This window comes from Vreelandella songnenensis, assembly GCF_003002925.1.
Lineage (GTDB): Bacteria > Pseudomonadota > Gammaproteobacteria > Pseudomonadales > Halomonadaceae > Vreelandella > Vreelandella songnenensis.
The window spans coordinates 352,121-371,753 of the sequence record NZ_PVTK01000001.1; the positions used below are offsets into that span (position 1 = coordinate 352,121).

Genomic DNA, 19,633 nt, shown 5'->3' on the forward strand with positions numbered 1-19,633 from the left:
GATCATAATTCCGTCTTTGATGGTGGTTCTTTCCAATGTTCAAGCTGTGCCTGGGTGAACTTGGGCTTACGGCCCCTGTTCCAGGTCACTCCATGCCTGACAATTTTTGCAGGAGTCCCTGCGATTAGCACATTTTCCTCGGTAAATTCCTTATTTACAAAAGAATATGCACCCACGATGGAATCATTGGGGATTTGAGAGCCTTTGCTAATTAAGCTACCAACGCCTACCCATACATGGTTTCCAATTTTCACTGAACTCGGCGTATTAACACGCTTTCGAGTTTTAACATCGACTACTGAATGGGCATCAGTGGTTCGAATCTCAATGTCTCGTGAGAACATGCACCAATCACCTATCTCGATATTACAGCCCTCTTGGCACAAGATATAACAAGACTGAGTGGTTGTATGCTTGCCAAAAACAACTTTTTGATTACTTCCTTTAATCAAAACCCTACTTCTAATAACAGCTTCCTCCCCAATTACAATCTTATTATTATTCCCTTGAATAGAAATATTTCCCACATAAGTTGAGCCAGCGCCAAAGAAAACTTTATTGCCATCACCCTTTATGGTCAAAGAGCCAATTTTCTTAAAAGCCGAAACAAGATTGATAATATTACCAGAGCCAGTTGAGGAAACATTTTCTTTCCAACGAACTTGAGAGCCTGATGAACCTGGAGTGCTTTTAATTGAAGTGTTAGTTTTTCCTATGCTGTCCTTGAAACAAAAGAAAGATCGCAAGAGAAGAAAAACATTATTCATAATAAATACACCTATTTCTTGACATAATAATCTCCGATAAGGGCTAAGTCCTTTAAATCCTTATCTCTTAGAGAAAACATCTTACGTTTACGCACAACATCAATATCCGCAAACTTCAAACCCCGAACATAAACGAACATAGATCGATCATAAATCAAAGAATCATCAGAAACACTATAACCGATTGTCCTAAAGTAATCCTTAGCGACGATATCAACATTATCGCCAATGCACTCAGCACTATCTGAAAACTTTTCTTTTCTTATTTTTTTTGTCACTGCAACATCTAAGTCATCCGCTTTTTTTAAACCATAAATATTGAGCACTGCCCCACCTACCGCACACACATCTGAAGAAGATAAGCTTAATTTTTCAAGAATTAGCTTCAGTTCTTTAATCCATCTAGCAATATCATCAGTAAGAGCCACAGACCTATTTTGTAAAAAAATAGAATTTTCGTAATGAAAAAGCATGCTATTCATATGATACATTTCGTCTACTGTGTCAGAAACATGTATGATAAAAAGAGGGTCATACGCAAACAGATGACAATACTTTTCTCTTATATAATTTTTCACCACCCCACAGAAACCATTTTTATTATCTAAAAGCAAAACTTTCACAGCACAACCACAATTGACCAAAACTTCAGCTTTATTCGTAATTTTTACACTAAAGTCTGCTGGCTGCTCAAAACTATAAACATCTTTAATAAACTCTTGCAAACCAACGGAGTCAAAGCTCATTGTTTTTGAAAACACAATATCAACTTTGCCGCTAATATCAGAAACTATTTGCTCCCAATGATCATATACTGTCTGCCAAAGGATCGCTATATATGGTTTACAAAATGAGCTTAACACCCAATTATAAATCAGCTCATGAATCTCATGGCTATTAAAGCCACGATTTATAAACCAGTTAATATCCCGATCAACACCTCGCTCTTCTTTAGAAAGAACCACAGGGATTTTTTTCAACCCAAGAGCCATTGCTGCAGATATTCTATGCGCTCCGTTCAATATCCCACCATCTTTTGATAGTGGAATTGATTTATACGGGTCAAAACCATTCTCTTTAATATTAAACAATAGAGACGAAAAAAAATCATTGTAGTCTAGCAAGCTATGCTTTAAGGAGTTACCTGGCTCTTTCGCCTTGTTTCTGAGATAAATATGACGCAAGTATAAATCATGCCAATTAATACCAGAATTCCCTGTAAAACCATTTATCAAAGTTTTGGCATAACATGTCTTTAAAACAAGATCAAACGTTTAAATGTAAACAAATGACCAAGTTGCATTTCAAAACGATTGCTTTCATCAAAACTTAAAAGCTCATGCTGCGCAATAGCACTCCCTAGAGCAGATGACTGTTCATAAAACTCTCTAGCCTGATCAGCACTTCCTTTCAATGAAAACAACCTGGCCATTTCTAGATGGAAGTTAGCATTTTCCTTATCCAACTCTAAAGCTTTAGATATAGCTGCCTCAGCCAAATCCAGCTCACTATTTTTCACAAAACACAAATAAGACTTAAACAAACACTTAGACTTAGAGCTATCCATCTCAAAAAGAATTTTGAAATATTTAGACGCTTTAGAATAATTTAACAAATTTCACAAACTATCTGCATAGCAATAAACCCACTGGGGTCTGAAAGATTCAATACTAAAGCGTTCAAATAACTCCTCAAAGACTTTAGCGCAAGCCGACCAATTCTTCTGTTTATAATGCACAGATGCTAATTGTGCATTTATAAGAAGACTCTGGCTCAACGAGGATGCCTGTTCAATACAAATCAGAGCAGACTTATAGTCTCTCAGTTTTTCGTGGCACTGAGAAAGTCTATAAAAAATTGTTTTTTTATTTTGATAAGATGCCAAAGCTTTTTCATAACAATCAATTGCTTGACTATACTCACCTAAGCTTTGCTTGCACTCGCCTGAATGAAACAACCAAAGGCCAATAGAGCTTGTATTATTCATGCTCAAAAACAATGAGATTAGCCTCAATGCAGAGCTGTAATCCTGTATTTTTTTGAGGGAAATAACCCATTGGACTTTGTTTTTTTCAGGGAGTTGACACCCTTTTTGGCTAAGCTCATCATACAACGGCGCCACTACAGCCCATTCCCTATTAATGTATGCCTCTTGAGCGTTGCTAATTATAATTTTATTTAATTTTTTCATAAAATTTTATTTTTTAAAGCCATTTTAAAATTAATATTTTCCAAAATGCGTCCAGCAACATAAGAATAAAATGCGGCTTTAAAATGCTGTTTCTGATGTGTTTGCAGTTGCTTAGGAACCATTAGTGATGGTAAAACCAGATCAGAACCCAAACCTACAGAAAGCTTCTCAAACTCTTTAGTTATTTTAACTCTAGTAGGATTTTCAAAATACGTGTTAAAGGGGAAATTTAGAAACACAACAAATGCATTCGGGTTCTTTCTCTTCACATAATTAACAATTAAGTTAAAATTTTTGAAAGAAGCATTTGCAGTTAAGAGCTCAGTAACATGATCAAGACTTACATGGCCTGGCTCTATTAAATAACTCTTGACCAGTGGATCACGTGAATTAAAGAAAACAACGTTATCATTATTTGCAAACAATTTCGCAGAGACATCCATGTAGTTGTCAATAATAATGAGGTCTGTGTTTTCAATACACTGAAAAAAATTTTTACCCGAAGATAGTCTATGCGCACCAGAGCTATGAGATGTCTGATTTTTTATTATGTTAACTACACTAGAGTCTGGATCAATTTTGCGGGATTCATCTGACGAATCACTTAAAAGCTGTATTAATTGATCATAAAAATCATCCGTATACTTGTTATTGAAATACTTATCAACGAAAAAATCACTCCTATTGTGGTATGTGCAACTTACAAGCCTACTATTAGTAAGCATAGCAAAATGATTTGCTACGTATCTTGCATAACAAGATCCGAAAGTAGTAATTTGCATAAATACACCCTATTTTACTTTAATAGAATTCTGAGCTGTAAGTTGATAAACTGACGGCGAAAGAACTTCTATTCGACCATCTTTCAGATAGCTTCTGATCTCATCAATGCAGCTAAGAACATCATTTACATCTAATTTTATTTTTCCTGAAGACAAATCGTATTGCCACCACTTAAGCGTACAGAGACTTTTTATCGTTTCTTCACAAAATCTATATCTTATTAATTTGGCTGGAACGCCACCAAATATTGCGTAAGGTGGAATATCAGTGACAACGACAGCACCGGCAGCCACCACTGCACCATCGCCAACTACCACTCCCCTCTTAATAGTTACATTCCTACCAATCCAAACATCGTTGCCAATAGTGGTTTCAGAATGATTTTCTTGAAAAATATTCCCCCTCTTCCATCCCTGAAATTCTTGAGAATTTTTAAAGGGGCCATTATTTGAAAAAGCAAATAAGTGTGTCGAAAGCCGATCTAATGGATGATTCGTAGGTGCAATAACAACATTGGCCGCAATTGAGCAGAAACGGCCAATTTGTGTACCTCCATATAGCTCTGATTGTGATCCTATGTATGACATATAGCCAATCGCACACTTTCCTTTTACGACAGCAGCAATGCTACTGGGCGATTCCGCCATTAATTCACCACGAATATGAGCTGGCTTATATTTTATATCCATTATTTTCCTTTCATATTGGCGATATAGTTCACTAGATCTTCAAGTTCGCAAACGCTTTGACTCACTGGATCGTAATATTTGCTGAGGTATAGGTAAGAAAAGTAAAAAATCTCTTCCAATGAACGAGAATTGTCACGTCTAGAAACAGTAGTTTTATCTTCTGTAATGCCCCAACCAGAATAAAAAGGAACTCCATAGCAGGTAACTTTTTTTCCAGCCAAAAGAGCTTCAAAGCCCATTCCGGAAGTCCCCACATAAACTTCATCAACAATATCAAACAGTGCGTATGGGTTTATATCGTAGTTGACACAAAAGATATTATCTACATGTTGCGAAAAGGCCAACTTCTCATCGCTAAAGTAGCTTGACTTACCACCTTTTATTGCATCAGGGTGTTGCTTAATAATTATATCTGCTTTCGGATGTTTTATAATTGCATCTTTAAGCATTTTATCAAACGACTGCTCACTAGCCAGTCCAGACTCTACAGACTGATCACCGAATCGTTGATCCAATAATAATATTTTATAATTCCCCGGCTTTCCAATATTCAGTGGAATATCTGGGGCATGATTGTATTTAGAAACTCTCGCATTAACTATTTGTTGAATTGCACTCTTGGCTCTGTGCAACTCTTCTTGGTTTAAAACAATGTTGGAATTTAACAACTTCTCTAACCTTGACGGCTTTGTAGCATCATAGTAAGAAGTTAGATCATCTATAATTATAGATAAAGCAGGCTCTCCAGAAAGTCCAATATCAAGAGAGCGGATAAAACCATCTTCCAGGATTATAATTGGTTTACCCAATGCTCTAGCAAGCATTCTCTGGCTTGATTTACCTTCATTATTGCCAATACCCCATTGGAAATATGCTTCAGTAGACGAAAGCTCATTTGCTGATTCTAGACCAGCGCTACTATTGATTTTCAACCGAGCATTCAGCATTTCGAGCACGTGCTTTTGAACACCACTCCAAACTTTTAGGTTGCTTGGAATAGCCATAATATCAATTCTCTGATTACTTAGTATCTTAGCAAAAGGAGATGCTATTGGTTTGACAACAGTCTCTTTAGATGCAAGCTTGCTAAGTTGATTAGTTATACGGCTTGCAGCTAAGCCATCAAACTCGCCAACACCAAACATGTCAGATGCCCAATTAAAACCTTTTTCAGGTATCAAATATGAGCCATTATCTATACTAACAACCTGGTCTTCGATAGACTTTATATCTGTGGCAAAGGGGATACCTACCTTTTTCCATATCTGGTCAAAATCCACATATTTAATCGAAAAAGAGGGAGTTTTTGCTAAAACCGCTTCAAATAGCATTGTACTGTTTACTGAAGTAACTATATCTACATGATGAATTGTTTCTTCTGCATTTACAAAATAGCAATCAGCATCATCAATCGCAGCATCCTCTGACCTCGTTAACTTTTCCACTAAATCTTCACCAAGAATATTATCTTTGGAAGGTGGTAAACGTACCAAAAGCTGGTGGTTATGCTTTATACATATTTCGAACAAATCTTCGACAGCCTTCCTTTGTGAATCACGTGCTTTATTGACATCAAACTGTGAATCTAATGGCTGAGATGCAAACAAAGCAATTTTTCTATTCGGGTCAAGCCCAAATAACTGGCAATATTGCTCTCTTGATAACATCGGAAGATAGTTTTTATAAGCATCAAACTTTGGCGCTCCTACTTTTATAAATCTATCTTCTGGATACCCTCTTTCAATAAAAATGTCCTTTTGCAGCTGCCCCCAACCTAGAATAAGATCCACAGATGGAAGCATAGCATGTGTTTTAGGACACCAATAGTACTTATTTCTATCAGCAAAGACCGATTCATGTGGAATTAAGATTGTTCTTATGTCCAATTCTTTACAGACAGAAACGATAATCCTCATGACAGGTGACCAGTCAAATGTAAATATAAATGCTGAAACCTTTCCCTTTAGAGGTATTAGCTTTTTCGCAACCATTTTTCGATAAAGAATAGGATTATTCAGTGCAAATCTTAGAATATCCCTTCTATATTCTCCGGGCTCGCTCCCCCTTACAAGATCGAATGGAACTATATCATAAGCTTCATCATTCTTTATTTTACTAATCAGCGTGTTTCCATGTTCAGGAATCCATGGCATATACAAAAATATAGGTTTTTTTATTAGCCCACTTTCAGTAAACTCATGACTGATAGGATTATACCAAGCTGGCACCTCTACTTTCTTGCTATTTTTAAGCGACGGCTTTTTAGGAACAACATCACTTACTTCTTTTTTGGAAGCTTGTTTTTTATCTACCAACTGTTTTACTGGCTTTGCGAGCAATCTAACTACGTCTTTAAACTCTAAAACGCGACCATCTTCTATGCCATAATAAGAAGGGTAAATGAGATATGATACAGCAAAAATCTCTTCTAATTTTAAAGTTCGTTTTCGACGCGTATTAGATTGTCTGTCATCAGTTAGCCCCCACCCCGAATAGAAAGGGCAACCTAAAGTTGTAACTTTAATACCCCGCAATAAAGCCTCGAACCCACCCAACGATGTAATAGTGTAGACATGATCTACAGTTTCAAAAGAGTTTGCTAAAGGAATATCTTTAGTCAGAACTAAAGAAACATCTTCAACGTCTGATGGATCTGACTGATAAGGCCGGTGACCGTTCATTACATCGGGATGCGGTTTGTAGATCACTTGAGCATCTGGATTCTCTTTTACCGCTAACCGTACCATATCGTTATTGGTAAGCTTTTTCTCACACCCATACTGAATAGAAGCATCGTCTTCTACTTGTCCTAAAACCAGAATACGCTTTTTGGTCTTGGGCCCATATATTTTTTCGATATTGACGGATTGACTATTATTGTACTTGCTTACTCCTGTTTCGAGTAGCAGTTTGATGCCTTCTTTGGCCTGATCTAATAACTCCGCCTTACTTGTAAAATCGAAATTATTAAGCAAGTCTTCAAGATCTGAGGGACGCGTTGCGTCAAAATAAGGTGTTTTACTGTCCAAGCACAACGACATGGGCGGTGCTTTGGTGGCGCCTAGTTGTACGGAGCGCACGAACCCATCTTCTACAAACTTTGTTGATACTTTTTCTTCTCTCAAAAATTCCAATATATATTCCGGCGCTTTGAAGCCCCATATAAATACTTGGCATGACTCTTTTAGCGAGAGAATTTTCTTGCGGTACTGTGAGTTGAATTGGCTTTTCTTAATATCTTTAGGTAGAAAGATCAAATCATATTCTGAAAAGTACATGCGTAGGTAGGTTTTCCACGTACTGAAACCTACTACAAAAATCTTGGGCTTTCCTTCTTTCATTTTTTTATTCTTGGCAGCATCTTCAAAAAACATGACGGGATGTTTAAAAAACTTTGTCAGCTTACTCAATTTTCCACCTACTATATTTAATCAAAATATGAATCACGAAGGGCTGCGTACTGGTCACGCAGCTTCTGATATTCTGTTCGTGCTAGTTCCATTTCTTTTTTCGCCGCTAACACATCTTGTTCGTTAGCATTGTCACTCGCTCCTTGAGTATCTTTCGTTTCTTGATCTGCCAAGCTGTCATGGTATTCCTTAATCGCATCATCAACATTGTCGTACCAGACCGCATTGCCGTGATCGATCCATATGCCTGCATCACATAGCTCGCGGAGTATGCCTTCGCTATGCGACACGATAATAATGCTAGCCTTGCCTACCTTCTCTTTGAAAGCAGACGTAGCTTTTTTACGAAAGCGCAGATCACCTACCGAAGTTGCTTCATCGGAAATATAGACATCAAAATCAAAGGCCAGAGATAAACCAAAGGATAGCCGCGAACGCATGCCCGATGAATAGGTACGCACGGGCTCGTCAAAGGCACTGCCTATTTCCGCAAAATCCTGTACGAACCGAATGACTCGCTGAACCTCTTCGATATCACTTCCTTGCGCCCTTGCCACAAATTTGACGTTCTGCCGCCCCGTCATATTGTTTTGCATGCCGCCCGATAGTCCCACCGGCCAAGATACACGGCTGTGGCGTATTACCTCTCCCCTATCGGGCGTGTCCATGCCAGCGATAAGGCGCAACAGGGTGGATTTACCTGCGCCGTTGGGGCCAATCAATCCTACGCTTACCCCGGTGGGAATCGTCAGGTTGATGTCCTTGAGTACCCAGTCGCTGCCGTGGTGGTTGTGGTAGCGCTTGTAGAGGTGCTTGATTTCGATCATTGGTTTTTTCGATGACGGGTAAAGGATAAGCACTTAACTTTTTACCGTCACGCTCCTGCCTTTGCGCTTATAGAGGTTTTCAAGCTCATGCTTTAACGTTTCTCGGGCGGTTTGGTCACCGTGCACCAGGCGGATGATGCTGGGCCAATGGCGCATGCGTTTTACGAAGTTGAGCAGGTCTTTTTGATCCGCGTGGGCGGAGTAACCGCTGATGCTGGTAACCCCGGCCTTGATATCGATACGCTGGCCGTCCAGTTCTACCCAACCGCCCTGCGGGCCGTATTGCTGTATAGCGCGGCCTGGTGTTCCGGCGCCTTGGTAGCCTACGAACAATACCTGGTGGCGGGCATCATTCAGCATGGCTTTCAGGTAGTTCATGATGCGCCCGCCGGCACACATGCCGCTGGCGGCAATGACTACGGCGGGCCTGCCGTTGTTGGCCAGGTACTCGACGGTTTGCTCGTGTTCGGTGTGGCTTTCCACGGTGTGGAGGCTGGCAAAATTCAGTGGGTGGCGGCCTTTTTTCAGGCGGCTTTGGGCTTCTTTATCCCAGTAGGGTTTTAGCTCGCGGTATACCTTGGTGAAGCGGGCCGCCAACGGTGAATCGACGATGATTTCAAGCTTTTTCCACTGGCTGCCTTTGGCATCGTGAATGATGCCTTCCAGCTCATAGAGCAGTTCCTGGGTGCGGCCGATGCTGAAGGCCGGCACCATTACCGTGCCGCCGTTCGTCAGCGCTTGTTCGATGGCTCGCTTGAGTACGGCACGGCGCTGGCGGCGGTCCGGGTGGGTGCGGTTGCCGTAGGTGCTTTCGAGTACCAACTGGTGGCAGCCGCTGGACGATTTGGGCGCGGGTAGCAATGGCGCGTGCGGTGCCCCCAAGTCGCCCGAGAATACAATGCGCTGTTTTTCGCCGCCATCAGCGCTCTGGTAGGCTACCTCTACGTAGCTTGAGCCTAAAATGTGCCCTGCCCGCTTAAGTTTTATGCGTGCGGTGCCGATAGTGTTATAAGCAACGCGGTGCCACTTGCCGTAAGGCACGCTGACGATCTGCTGTTTTAGCTGTTCCTGAAAGCGTTCGATCAATTGGGCGTTGCGGGTAAAGCCGATCTTGAGCGCGTCTTCGATCACCAGTGGCAGCAGCTTGACGGAGGGCTCCGAGCAGATGATAGGGCCTTTGAAGCCTGCGGCCAGCAGGTACGGTAACCGCCCTACGTGATCAAGATGCACGTGGGTGATAACGAGTGCCTGAACGGTGCTGATATCGAACTCGATTTTCAGCTGTTCAAACGTGTCTTCAGGGGCGTCTTCGCCCTGGAATAAACCGCAATCAATCAGTAACGAGTGCTCGTTGTTCAATATCAATTGGTGGCAGCTGCCGGTTACCCCGGTGGCACCGCCGTGGTGAATGATATCGAGCATACCGCTCTCCGGTTTTAGTTCGTTTGAATGTCTTCAGTCGGGTGGCGAATTAGCCCTTACCATTTTCCGATCAATCGCGGTGATCCTTAATGATCATGATGATCATGCTGAGGATAAAAGCCAGAAAGATGGTGATAATGGCGAAAACCGTGCTGTTATAGAGCCGGTTGGGTTCGGTTGGGTATTCCGGCATCAGCGGGCTTTGCAGCACGCTTACCTGCTTGAGCTGGCGAGCCGCTTCCAGGCGGGTATTTTCAAGGGCGGCAAGCGCGCTTGAGTAGGTTTCCTGAGCAAACTGCGCTTGCAATTCCAATGTTTCGTATTCAGCGGAAACGCTATTGAGTGAATCCCCAGATGCTTGCGCGATGCGGTCTCGCTGCTCAACGATCTGGTCCCGCAGTGCTGATATATTGCGCTCTACCTGACGCAGTTCTGGCGATTGCTGGCTTTGGAAGCTGGAAAGCGCGCTTCGTTGGGCCTGCAGGCGGGCCAGGTCAGCTTCAAGCGTTGCTACTACCTGATTGATGCTGGCGACTGTATCAGTAGGCGATACCAGCCCGTACTCATTCTGGTACTCCAGAAGTGCTTGACGGGTTTCCGTGAAGCGCTCGTCCAGGCGCACCATCTGCCGTTCCAGAAAATGTACCTGCTCATCCGCCAGGCGGTGGCCCATTTCGTTCATGTGGTTTTCGCCCGCTTGCAGCAGTAGCGAGGTCATTTCATGGGCAAACTCGGGCGTATAGGCTTGCACCTGGATATTCAGTACGCCTGCGTACTCATCAAGCTCGACCTCTACACGGCGCAGGTAGTATTTGTGCAACTCTTCGATGGGCACATTAGCGTTACGCAGCTTGGCAAAAAAATCGCCGTGTTCATTGTAGTGCTGGCGAAGACCCAACTGCTTATCCAGAAGCCGCAGCATATCAACCGACAAAAGGTGTTCGCGAAGCAAAAGCAAATCCGCTGTATTGCCAGCACCCCCTCCCATTAGTGACGATAGGCTCAACTCGGGGGTAGCTACTTGCGGGCTTTCGAGTACAACGGTTGCTCGTGAGACATAGCGCTCCTGCGCCCATACGAACCAATAAAAACTCACAAGCAGGATGGCGATCAAGGCGACTGCCCATTGGGGCGATCTTTTAACAAACCGGGTGATTGAGCCTTGCATGGATTATTTAGCCTTTAATCGATCAACAAAACGTAAGTGCATCAGTAACCCCAGAGCATTCAGCGAAAGCGTAACCAGCCAGAAATAGAGCATGCTGGTACCGTGGATGACCTTATAGTTTTCGAAAAAACCAAGGCGTAGAGTTTCCAATGCGTGGGGAATGGGATTGAGCATTAAATACTCTAAAAGCCAGTGAGGCATTTGATTAAGCGGAAAAATCACACCGGAGATAATCAGCAGGGGCAGCGAAAGCATACGGATTACGCGGCCTATTTCAGGCACTAGCGTTGCAGCAACCGAGGTAAACAGCCCAAGCCCTAGCCCCAGGCTCCACAGCGAAAGCCACGCCGCCATGGCGCGTATGGCGTTATCCGGGTACATCTCGAGCCCTAGCATCAAGCCGCCGGCGATGAACAGCAGGAAAACGAACGTACGCAGCATGCCTTCCAGAAAGTTGCGCACCAGCACCGGGTCTACCGGCTGTACCTGGCGATAGGCAAACAGCGCACTATTACCTTCTATCGCCCCCATGCCACGCAGCATGCCTTCACGAACGAGGAAAAATCCCATTAACCCCGTAATCATCCAAGGGATAAAGGGAGCATTGATAATGAGCCTGTCACCGCTAATAAAGCTGCGAATGGCAACCATGATGCCAACCATTGCTACCGGTTCAAAAATCATCCAGAACCAACCCATGCGGTCGCTCATTGTGCGTGAGATGGCTTCACGCATGAACATGGCGTACCACACGCTGCGAGTGACCTGCCAAGGGGAGCGGGCGCCGCGGGGTGCCGTTGGGTTATCGGCCATTGGGGTTATCCTACGGTTTTGCTGCTGCAGACTTGGGGCGGCTTACGCCGCCCACTCGCGGGTGCCTCGCTTTGCTCGTTACCACGCGCTACGGGGCACCGCGCTTACCATTGACTATTCACGATTACAGATCAACCGCAACGCGAGTGGCGACGGCTACCTGGTAGAGGATCTGTGTGAGCGTGGCGGCCAGCTGCAGGTTGTGCGTGGGTGCGGCGGGCATGACGAGGATTTCATCACCCGGGCGCAGGTTCACCTTGCGGGCGTTTTCGACCGCGCCGTTCTGGCGAACGATCAGGATGTGGTCGTCGTCGGCGCGGTTGGTAAAGCCACCAGCGCTTTCGATGTAATCGATCACGTTCATGCCCGGGCGGTAAACGGCGGCCTGGGGTACCAGCACTTCACCACTGATCAGCATGGAATCGCTGATTTCAGGAATGGTGATGACATCGCCATCCTGCAAACGGATATCGGAAATGCGGCCATCGTAGGCCACGACCATGCGGCCACTGGGCTCGAGCTCGCGGGCGCGTTCTACAAAGTTCTGAATCAGCTCGGCTTCCTGGGCGCGCACCTGGGCTTCTTCGTTGGTGCTTGAAGAGGCGCTCAGGTAGGTGGTTTCCAGGCGGCGCAGGCTGTCTTCCATGGATTGGCGCTGCTGCTCTTTTACGCTTTCGCGCTGGAGTGAGATGCTTTCTACGGCGGTCATGCTCTCGGGCACGGCGATGGCGTCCAGCAGCTCGCTCAGGCGGGCATTGCGGGGTAGCGCATAGCGCGAAGGGCCGTAATAGCTGCCCTCCACTTCCACCACGATGGTTTCACTGCGCTTGTCGGCGCTGAAAAGCACCTCATCGCCGCTGCGAATGGTCTGGCCGTTGAACATGTCCAGGGGGTAGTACTGAGCGATGGGGCCGTCTTCACGGTTGCCGCGCAGCAGCACGTGGGAAACGCCGCTTTTCAGGCGCGCCAGGTTGACCAGTTCGGCACCGCTTAGCTGGTTGCCCAGCAGCTCGTAGCGGTGTTCCCGCTGTACATCGCCACCCACGGCAATCGCCGGGCCGCGCTCTTCCACCACGATGGTGTCGCCATCCTGGAATTGCGGGCGGGCGATGCTGCCGTTGATCAGGAAGTCGTAAAGATCCACCGTGGCAACGGTGCGGTCATCGCGCAGCACGCGGATCTGGCGGTAGCTACCTAAATCCTGGTCGATGCCGCCGGCCTGATCGAGAAAGTAGAGCAGCGAATCGTTGGGTGTACCGGCGTAGCGGCCGGGGTTTTCCACATAGCCGGTCACGAACACGGCTACGGGCTGCACCCCCTGCAGGTTGGTGTAGACCTCTACGTTATCCGGGTACACCGAGGTAATGGCGCCGCGCACGCTGTTGTCTACCTGCTGGCTGTTCTGGCCTTCGATATTGAGCGGGCCTGAACCGGGGATGAAGATATTGCCCTGGGCATCGACCGGCAGTACGCGGTCGAAATCGAAGGCGCCCCAGGCACGAACAGTGACCTGGTCGCCGGGTTTTACCTGGTAGTCGGAATTCAGGCCATCACCCATGGCGCCGCGAAAGCCGCCGGTGAACAGGTTGGCGCCAAACGGGGGCAGCATATCCGGGTCGCGCGGGGGCTGGCTGACGGGGCCGTAAGTGCCGCTGCGCCAGTCAGCGCGGGGGGTATCATTTACTTCTTCCTGCTGTTGACCCTGCTGCTGGCTTTGTTGCTGAGCAGGTAAAATGCTGTTGGGCAGGCTGATGCTTTGCGCCCATACCGCGCTTGCGGCGCTACTGCCGACGACGGCCAGGGCGACTACCGCAAGCGGGCGTTTGAGTATGCGGAAAACGTTCATTAGTAGCGCCCTTGCGTTGCGGTTGAATCCATTTGGGTAACGACGCGCTGATTTACCCAACCGTTAGGCGTTTGGCATACCAGGGCGGTGCGCGCATTGTTGCCCATTTCCACGACGCGCAGTTTGCGGCATTCGCGCCCACTGGCCGCCAGGTACGGTGCATCAGCCACTACTTCAACGTTATGGCCCCAGGGGCTACGGGCTACGTTAAGCACCGCCCCTGCTGGCGACTTGGAAAGAAAGTCGTTGAGGCTTTCATCCTGAAGCAGCGTGGCGGGGTCGTTGTTGAGTACATACTGGGCTTCCTGGGCATTGCTCTTCGGGTAGGAGGAGCAGCCGGTTACCAAGGCCACGCTTAACGCAGCCAGCAGCATGCGAGCCGGCCGCGCTATTAGAAAAGGGGTATTTGACATAAGGATTTCCAAAAAAAGGCACGCTACCGCCCAGGGATTGTAACGGGCGTATTCCCTTGCCCTACGCTGTGCGGATGAAATTTCATAACCTGTGCTACCAGAAATTGCACGCGCCATTGTAAGGGATTACTCGCTAACCCTCTACACTGCTTGCCTATACGCGAAGCATACCTATTTTCGGGGGGTCTTGGCCGAATTCGGCGCTTGTCTCTACGCGGTGTCATAAACGCTTAACAATCACTACCCTATGGTAAGCTCCTGCTAACGTTCGGCTAAGCGAGATACAGGATTATGAACATTACCGTCTTTGGAACCGGCTATGTGGGCCTGGTGGCTGGTGCTTGCTTGGCCGAGGTGGGCCATCAGGTAACCTGCATGGACATCAATCCGGAGAGAATCCAGCAGCTGGAGCGCGGTGAAAACCCTATCTTCGAGCCAGGCTTGAGCGCCATTCTGCAACAGAATAGAGCGGCTGGCCGGCTACGTTTTACCACCCATACCGCCGAGGCGGTCGCCAGTGGCGATATACTCTTCATTGCCGTTGGTACCCCGCCGGATGAAGACGGTACCGCCGACTTGCGCTATGTACTCAATGTTGCACGCAGCATCGGCGAGCACATGCAGGGCTACAAGCTAATTGTCGATAAGTCGACCGTGCCGGTGGGTACCGCTGAAAAAGTGACGGCGACGGTTACCGAGGCATTGCGCCTGCGCGGCGTTGAGCACCCTTTTGATGTCTGCTCCAATCCTGAATTCATGAAAGAAGGTGCGGCCATCGAGGATTTCACCCGCGGCGCCCGCATTATCGTCGGCACAGAAAACGAGCAGGTGAAGTCCTTGATGCGGGAGTGCTATGCCCCCTATAACCGCAATCATGACAAGCTGATGTTCATGAGTGTGAGGGCCGCCGAGCTTACCAAGTACGCAGCTAATGCCATGCTGGCCACTAAAATAAGTTTCATGAATGAAATTGCCTGCCTGGCTGAGCGCCTGGAGGTTGATATCGAAGATGTCAGGCGTGGCATAGGAAGTGACCCCCGCATCGGCTACCACTTCATTTACCCTGGCTGTGGGTATGGCGGCTCCTGCTTTCCTAAAGATGTCAAAGCGCTGGAGCAAACGGCTCGTCAACTGGGCTATGAGCCAGCGCTACTGGGCGCGGTTGAAGCGGTAAATACGCGTCAGAAGCAGACGCTGTTCACCAAGCTCAGCGAGCAGTTGGGCGACCTGCACGGCAAGACGATTGCCGTATGGGGACTGGCGTTCAAACCTGACACTGATGATATGCGTGAAGCACCTAGCCGCACACTGATGGAAGCGCTTTGGCAAGCAGGTGCCCGCGTTCAGGCATTCGACCCGGAAGCCATGAGTGAGTGCCGCCGCCTTTATGGTGAGCGCGATGACCTGATGCTTGCCGGAGACCGGATCCAGGCGGTTAAGGGCGCCGATGCACTGGTTATTTGTACCGAGTGGAAGATGTTTCGCAGCGTGGATTTTAACTGGCTGGCAGGACAGCTAACCGACAAACTGGTGGTAGACGGGCGTAACCTTTACCGCCCCGAGGCATTAAGTAACGCAGGCTTGAGGTATGTGGGGGTTGGACGCAGTAATCTTGCAATGGCACAGTAACGTGTTGCCTTTCCATCAGGCCTAGCCCGTAAAAGCAGACCCCGAATAGCCAGGCTATCCGGGGTTTTATTTCATACGCTTTCTGCTCAGCCCATGATCGCTTTAAGCGTGTTCATAGACTTCTGCTGCCGAGAAGGCGCTACCCGCCTGGTCTTTCTCGGAGAGGGCAAACGGCACCGGCAGCTGTGGCCATTCGATACCCAGGTCCGGGTCATCGAAACGGATACAGCGCTCGGATTCCGGGTGATAGAAATCGGTTGTCTTGTACAGGAAGTCAGCCGTTTCTGAAAGCACCACGAAGGCATGGCCGAAACCTTCGGGCACCCATAGCTGGCGATTGTTTTCAGCGGAAAGCTCAACGCCTACCCACTGGCCGAACTGCGCGGAATCACGACGCAGATCGACGGCTACATCCCATACGCTGCCCTGCACTACACGTACCAACTTGCCCTGGGCCTGCTCAAGCTGATAGTGAATGCCGCGCAGTACACCCTGGCGCGAGCGTGAGTGGTTGTCCTGCACGAAGTTGCGCTTGCAGCCGGTGGCTTCTTCAAAGGCCTGCTGATTGAAGCTTTCCATGAAGAAACCGCGTTCGTCGCCAAATACCTTGGGGATTAGAATCACCACCTCGGGCAGGGAGGTTTTTTCGACCTGCATCACTGGCCTCCTTTGGCATCTAAACGGTGCAGCAGATATTGACCGTAACCTGTTTTGGCGAGGGCCGTTGCGCTTTCACGCAGTGCTTCATCGCTCAACCAGCCATGCTGCCAGGCAATTTCTTCCAGGCAGGCCACTTTCAGGCCTTGGCGGTGTTCAATGGTCTGCACGTACTGGCTGGCTTCCAGCAGGCTGTCGTGGGTGCCGGTATCCAGCCACGCAAAGCCACGCCCTAACCGCTCAACGCGCAGGTCGCCGCGCTCCAGGTAGGCGTTGTTGATGCTGGTGATTTCCAGCTCGCCACGCTCTGAAGGCTTCACCTGGCGGGCAATCTCTACTACGTCGTTATCGTAGAAGTAAAGACCGGTCACGGCGTAAGGTGATTTAGGCTTTTCTGGCTTCTCTTCGATGGAAACCGCTGTGCCGTCCTGATCGAACTCTACCACGCCAAAGCGCTCGGGATCTTTTACCAGATACCCGAAAACAGTAGCGCCGCTGGCCTGGTCGGAGGCACGCTTGAGCTGCTCGGAGAAGTGTTGGCCGTGGAAGATATTGTCGCCCAGCACCAGGCAAACCGGAGCATCACCGATAAACTCTTCACCGATGAGGAACGCCTGAGCAAGGCCATCCGGGCTTGGCTGAACCGCGTATTCAAAACGCACACCAAACGCGCTGCCATCCCCCAGCAGGTTTTCATATTGGGGAAGGTCATCAGGCGTGGAGATAATCAAAATTTCACGGATGCCCGCCAACATGAGTACCGAGATGGGGTAATAAATCATCGGCTTGTCGTAGATGGGCAGCAGCTGCTTGGAAACGCCCCGGGTAATGGGGTGCAGGCGGGTTCCGCTGCCGCCCGCCAGAATTATGCCTTTGCGTTGCATCGTTGTTGCTCCTTGCTTGTTGCTCGGCGACTAACGCGAGCTTGCTATTTCTTCCACGGTAAGCGCCAGCTGGCTCTGCCAACTGGGCATCTTAATCGCCAGCGCCTTCTCTAGCTTGTCGACTGCCAGCCGTGAATTCAATGGGCGCGCAGCCGGTGTAGGATATTCGGTAGTCGGGATGGCTGAAACACCTTCGGGAGCAATTGCCAACGGTAGCCCAGCCTTTTTCGCTGACTTGAAGATCTCGTTGGCAAAGCCGTGCCAGCTGGTTTCTCCACGCGGGGCCAGGTGATAGACACCGCTCTTCAGGCCTACGCCATCACTGCTCAATCTAGTTAACGCTTGCTGGGCCACCAACGCAATCAGGCGGGCAGGCGTTGGCGCACCAATCTGATCACTGATGATGCTTAATGCCGAGCGCTCGGCACCCAGGCGCAGCATGGTGGCCAGGAAGCTCTTGCCGAAGGCACTATATACCCAACTGGTGCGGAAAATCAGATGCTGGCAGTGGCTGTCAGCGACTGCTTCATCCCCTGCCAGCTTGGTCGCGCCGTAAACGTTGCACGGCCCGGTGGCATCGTCCTCCTGCCAGGGTGTATTGCCTTCCCCGGTGTACACATAATCCGAGGAGTAGTGAATCAACCAGATTGAATGCTGCTGGCAATACTGAGCCAGCTGTGCGGGTAACTCAGCGTTTAGCCGTGCAGCCATGGCCTGGTCGGACTCGGCGTTATCAACCGCTGTATAGGCCGCCGCATTCACGATCACATCGGGCTGTTGCTTCGTTAGATACGCGTTGACGGCATCGGCATCGGAAAGGTCCAGCTCTGCCCTGCCAGGCGCCAATACGGCGCCTAGCGTTGCCAGCTGCCGCTTGAGTTCAAATCCCACTTGGCCATTGCCGCCAGTAACGAAAATCTTCATAACCAATTCCTTTAGGTCACAGTGGTCAGTCGGCGGGATTACAAGCTACCCAGACGCTCGCCTTGATAGCTTCCATCCTGCACACGCTGCCACCAGCTACGGTTATCAAGGTACCATTGAACGGTTTTACGCAGCCCGGTTTCAAACGTTTCTTCAGGACGCCAGCCAAGCTCGCGTTCGATCTTGTCGGCATCAATGGCGTAGCGCAGGTCGTGGCCGGGGCGATCCTGTACGAACGTGATCAGGTCACGGTAACTGCGTTCAGCCGGCACCAGCTCCTGCAGCAGGTCGCACAGCGTTTCGACCACTTCAAGGTTGGCCTTTTCGTTATGCCCGCCAATGTTGTAGGTTTCCCCCACGACACCTTCGGTTACTACCTTGACCAGCGCACGGGCGTGGTCTTCTACATATAGCCAATCGCGTACCTGTTGGCCATCGCCATAAACCGGCAGCGCTTTCCCCGCCAGCGCATTCAAGATCATCAGCGGGATGAGTTTCTCCGGAAAGTGATACGGCCCATAGTTATTGGAGCAGTTGGTCACCAATACCGGCAGACCGTAGGTACGGTGCCAAGCGCGTACCAGATGATCCGAACTCGCCTTGCTGGCCGAGTAAGGCGAGCTGGGCGCATAGGGCGTTTCTTCGGTGAAAAGATCTTCCGGACCTTCCAGGTCGCCATACACTTCATCGGTAGAAATATGATGAAAGCGGAATGCATCGGCCTTTTCCGGCGCGCTTGCCTGCAGGGCTTTCCAGTAATGGCGAGCCGCTTCCAACAGGGTGTAGGTGCCTACAATATTGGTCTGAATAAACGCTGCCGGGCCATCAATGGAGCGGTCGACATGGGACTCGGCCGCCAGGTGCATTACAGCATCTGGCTGGTAGCGATCAAAGATGGCCGCCATGATGCCTGCATCCGTAATATCGGCCTGCTCGAAGGCGTAACGCTCGCTGTCTTCAATCGCTGTCAGTGATTCAAGATTACCGGCGTAGGTCAGCGCATCCACGTTGACGACTTCATGATCGGTATGTTCGATCAGGTAGCGAATGACCGCTGAACCGATAAAGCCTGCGCCGCCTGTTACTAAAATATTCATCATCAATCACCACTCTTGCGGATCTTTCTAGCATCGATCCTTGATTAATCTTGCCGTTCCTGCATGTGGCACATATACAAAATACGCTATCGTTAAACGGTTCTACCTGAAAG

General features: G+C 48.3%; 18 protein-coding genes. 1 reads left to right on the top strand and 17 read right to left on the bottom strand.

Translation table 11 applies throughout. The features are described 5' to 3' along the window. Window positions 1-2: 2 nt before the first annotated feature. The 13 genes from B0H98_RS16930 to B0H98_RS01595 all read right to left on the bottom strand — a co-directional run bounded on the left by B0H98_RS16930 (window position 3) and on the right by B0H98_RS01595 (window position 14,329). Window positions 3-767, bottom strand: a complete 765-nt coding sequence (locus B0H98_RS16930; RefSeq protein ID WP_146130224.1) for an acyltransferase — start codon at window positions 765-767, stop codon at window positions 3-5. Between the two features lie 11 nt (window positions 768-778). Next, window positions 779-1,951 carry a ParB N-terminal domain-containing protein gene (locus tag B0H98_RS01545; protein WP_146130225.1) on the bottom strand — a complete coding sequence of 391 codons (1,173 nt, stop codon included), beginning with the start codon at window positions 1,949-1,951 and terminating at the stop codon, window positions 779-781. Window positions 1,952-2,022: 71 nt separating this feature from the next. After that, window positions 2,023-2,265, bottom strand: coding sequence for a hypothetical protein (locus B0H98_RS01550; RefSeq protein WP_146130226.1), 243 nt, complete (start codon window positions 2,263-2,265; stop codon window positions 2,023-2,025). A 120-nt stretch (window positions 2,266-2,385) separates the two neighbouring features. Next, window positions 2,386-2,958 (bottom strand): tetratricopeptide repeat protein, encoded by a 573-nt coding sequence (locus B0H98_RS01555; protein ID WP_106373311.1) that lies wholly within the window; start codon window positions 2,956-2,958, stop codon window positions 2,386-2,388. Beyond that, window positions 2,955-3,740: a hypothetical protein gene (locus B0H98_RS16935; protein ID WP_146130227.1), complete on the bottom strand. Its 786-nt coding sequence runs from the start codon at window positions 3,738-3,740 to the stop codon at window positions 2,955-2,957. The genes B0H98_RS01555 and B0H98_RS16935 overlap by 4 nt, the downstream gene beginning before the upstream one ends. Before the next feature lie 9 nt (window positions 3,741-3,749). Then, on the bottom strand, window positions 3,750-4,430 hold the full coding sequence (locus tag B0H98_RS01560) for a CatB-related O-acetyltransferase (RefSeq protein WP_106373312.1): 681 nt from the start codon (window positions 4,428-4,430) through the stop codon (window positions 3,750-3,752). Beyond that, the gene (locus B0H98_RS01565) at window positions 4,430-7,840 is read right to left on the bottom strand and encodes a capsular polysaccharide export protein, LipB/KpsS family (RefSeq protein WP_106373313.1); all 3,411 of its coding nucleotides are present in this window, start codon (window positions 7,838-7,840) and stop codon (window positions 4,430-4,432) included. Before B0H98_RS01565 ends, B0H98_RS01560 begins: the two co-directional genes overlap by 1 nt. Before the next feature lie 17 nt (window positions 7,841-7,857). Continuing rightward, window positions 7,858-8,667, bottom strand: a complete 810-nt coding sequence (locus B0H98_RS01570) for an ABC transporter ATP-binding protein (RefSeq protein ID WP_106373314.1) — start codon at window positions 8,665-8,667, stop codon at window positions 7,858-7,860. Window positions 8,668-8,700: 33 nt separating this feature from the next. Beyond that, window positions 8,701-10,089, bottom strand: a complete 1,389-nt coding sequence (locus B0H98_RS01575) for an MBL fold metallo-hydrolase RNA specificity domain-containing protein (protein ID WP_106373315.1) — start codon at window positions 10,087-10,089, stop codon at window positions 8,701-8,703. A gap of 70 nt (window positions 10,090-10,159) precedes the next feature. Then, a complete protein-coding gene (locus B0H98_RS01580; protein ID WP_106373316.1) occupies window positions 10,160-11,257 on the bottom strand; it encodes a KpsE/RkpR family capsule polysaccharide export protein in 1,098 nt (365 codons plus the stop codon). A gap of 3 nt (window positions 11,258-11,260) precedes the next feature. Further along, window positions 11,261-12,070 (bottom strand): ABC transporter permease, encoded by an 810-nt coding sequence (locus B0H98_RS01585; RefSeq protein WP_106373317.1) that lies wholly within the window; start codon window positions 12,068-12,070, stop codon window positions 11,261-11,263. A gap of 124 nt (window positions 12,071-12,194) precedes the next feature. Continuing rightward, complete coding sequence (locus B0H98_RS01590) at window positions 12,195-13,916, bottom strand: polysaccharide biosynthesis/export family protein (protein WP_106373318.1); 1,722 nt, start codon at window positions 13,914-13,916, stop codon at window positions 12,195-12,197. After that, window positions 13,916-14,329 carry a DVU3141 family protein gene (locus B0H98_RS01595; protein ID WP_106373319.1) on the bottom strand — a complete coding sequence of 138 codons (414 nt, stop codon included), beginning with the start codon at window positions 14,327-14,329 and terminating at the stop codon, window positions 13,916-13,918. The genes B0H98_RS01590 and B0H98_RS01595 overlap by 1 nt, the downstream gene beginning before the upstream one ends. A 291-nt stretch (window positions 14,330-14,620) precedes the next feature. On the opposite strand from B0H98_RS01595, the gene B0H98_RS01600 reads away from it, so the two are divergent. Beyond that, window positions 14,621-15,958: a UDP-glucose dehydrogenase family protein gene (locus B0H98_RS01600; protein ID WP_106373320.1), complete on the top strand. Its 1,338-nt coding sequence runs from the start codon at window positions 14,621-14,623 to the stop codon at window positions 15,956-15,958. Between the two features lie 102 nt (window positions 15,959-16,060). Here B0H98_RS01600 and rfbC read toward each other — a convergent pair whose 3' ends face one another. The 4 genes from rfbC to rfbB are packed head-to-tail and all read right to left on the bottom strand — an operon-like array spanning window position 16,061 to window position 19,520. Then, on the bottom strand, window positions 16,061-16,615 hold the full coding sequence (rfbC, locus tag B0H98_RS01605; protein WP_106373321.1) for a dTDP-4-dehydrorhamnose 3,5-epimerase: 555 nt from the start codon (window positions 16,613-16,615) through the stop codon (window positions 16,061-16,063). Next, window positions 16,615-17,499: a glucose-1-phosphate thymidylyltransferase RfbA gene (gene rfbA / locus B0H98_RS01610; protein ID WP_106373322.1), complete on the bottom strand. Its 885-nt coding sequence runs from the start codon at window positions 17,497-17,499 to the stop codon at window positions 16,615-16,617. The genes rfbC and rfbA overlap by 1 nt, the downstream gene beginning before the upstream one ends. A 30-nt stretch (window positions 17,500-17,529) precedes the next feature. Further along, window positions 17,530-18,423 carry a dTDP-4-dehydrorhamnose reductase gene (gene rfbD / locus B0H98_RS01615; RefSeq protein ID WP_106373323.1) on the bottom strand — a complete coding sequence of 298 codons (894 nt, stop codon included), beginning with the start codon at window positions 18,421-18,423 and terminating at the stop codon, window positions 17,530-17,532. Between the two features lie 38 nt (window positions 18,424-18,461). Then, complete coding sequence (gene rfbB, locus B0H98_RS01620; protein ID WP_208623578.1) at window positions 18,462-19,520, bottom strand: dTDP-glucose 4,6-dehydratase; 1,059 nt, start codon at window positions 19,518-19,520, stop codon at window positions 18,462-18,464. Window positions 19,521-19,633: the final 113 nt, after the last annotated feature.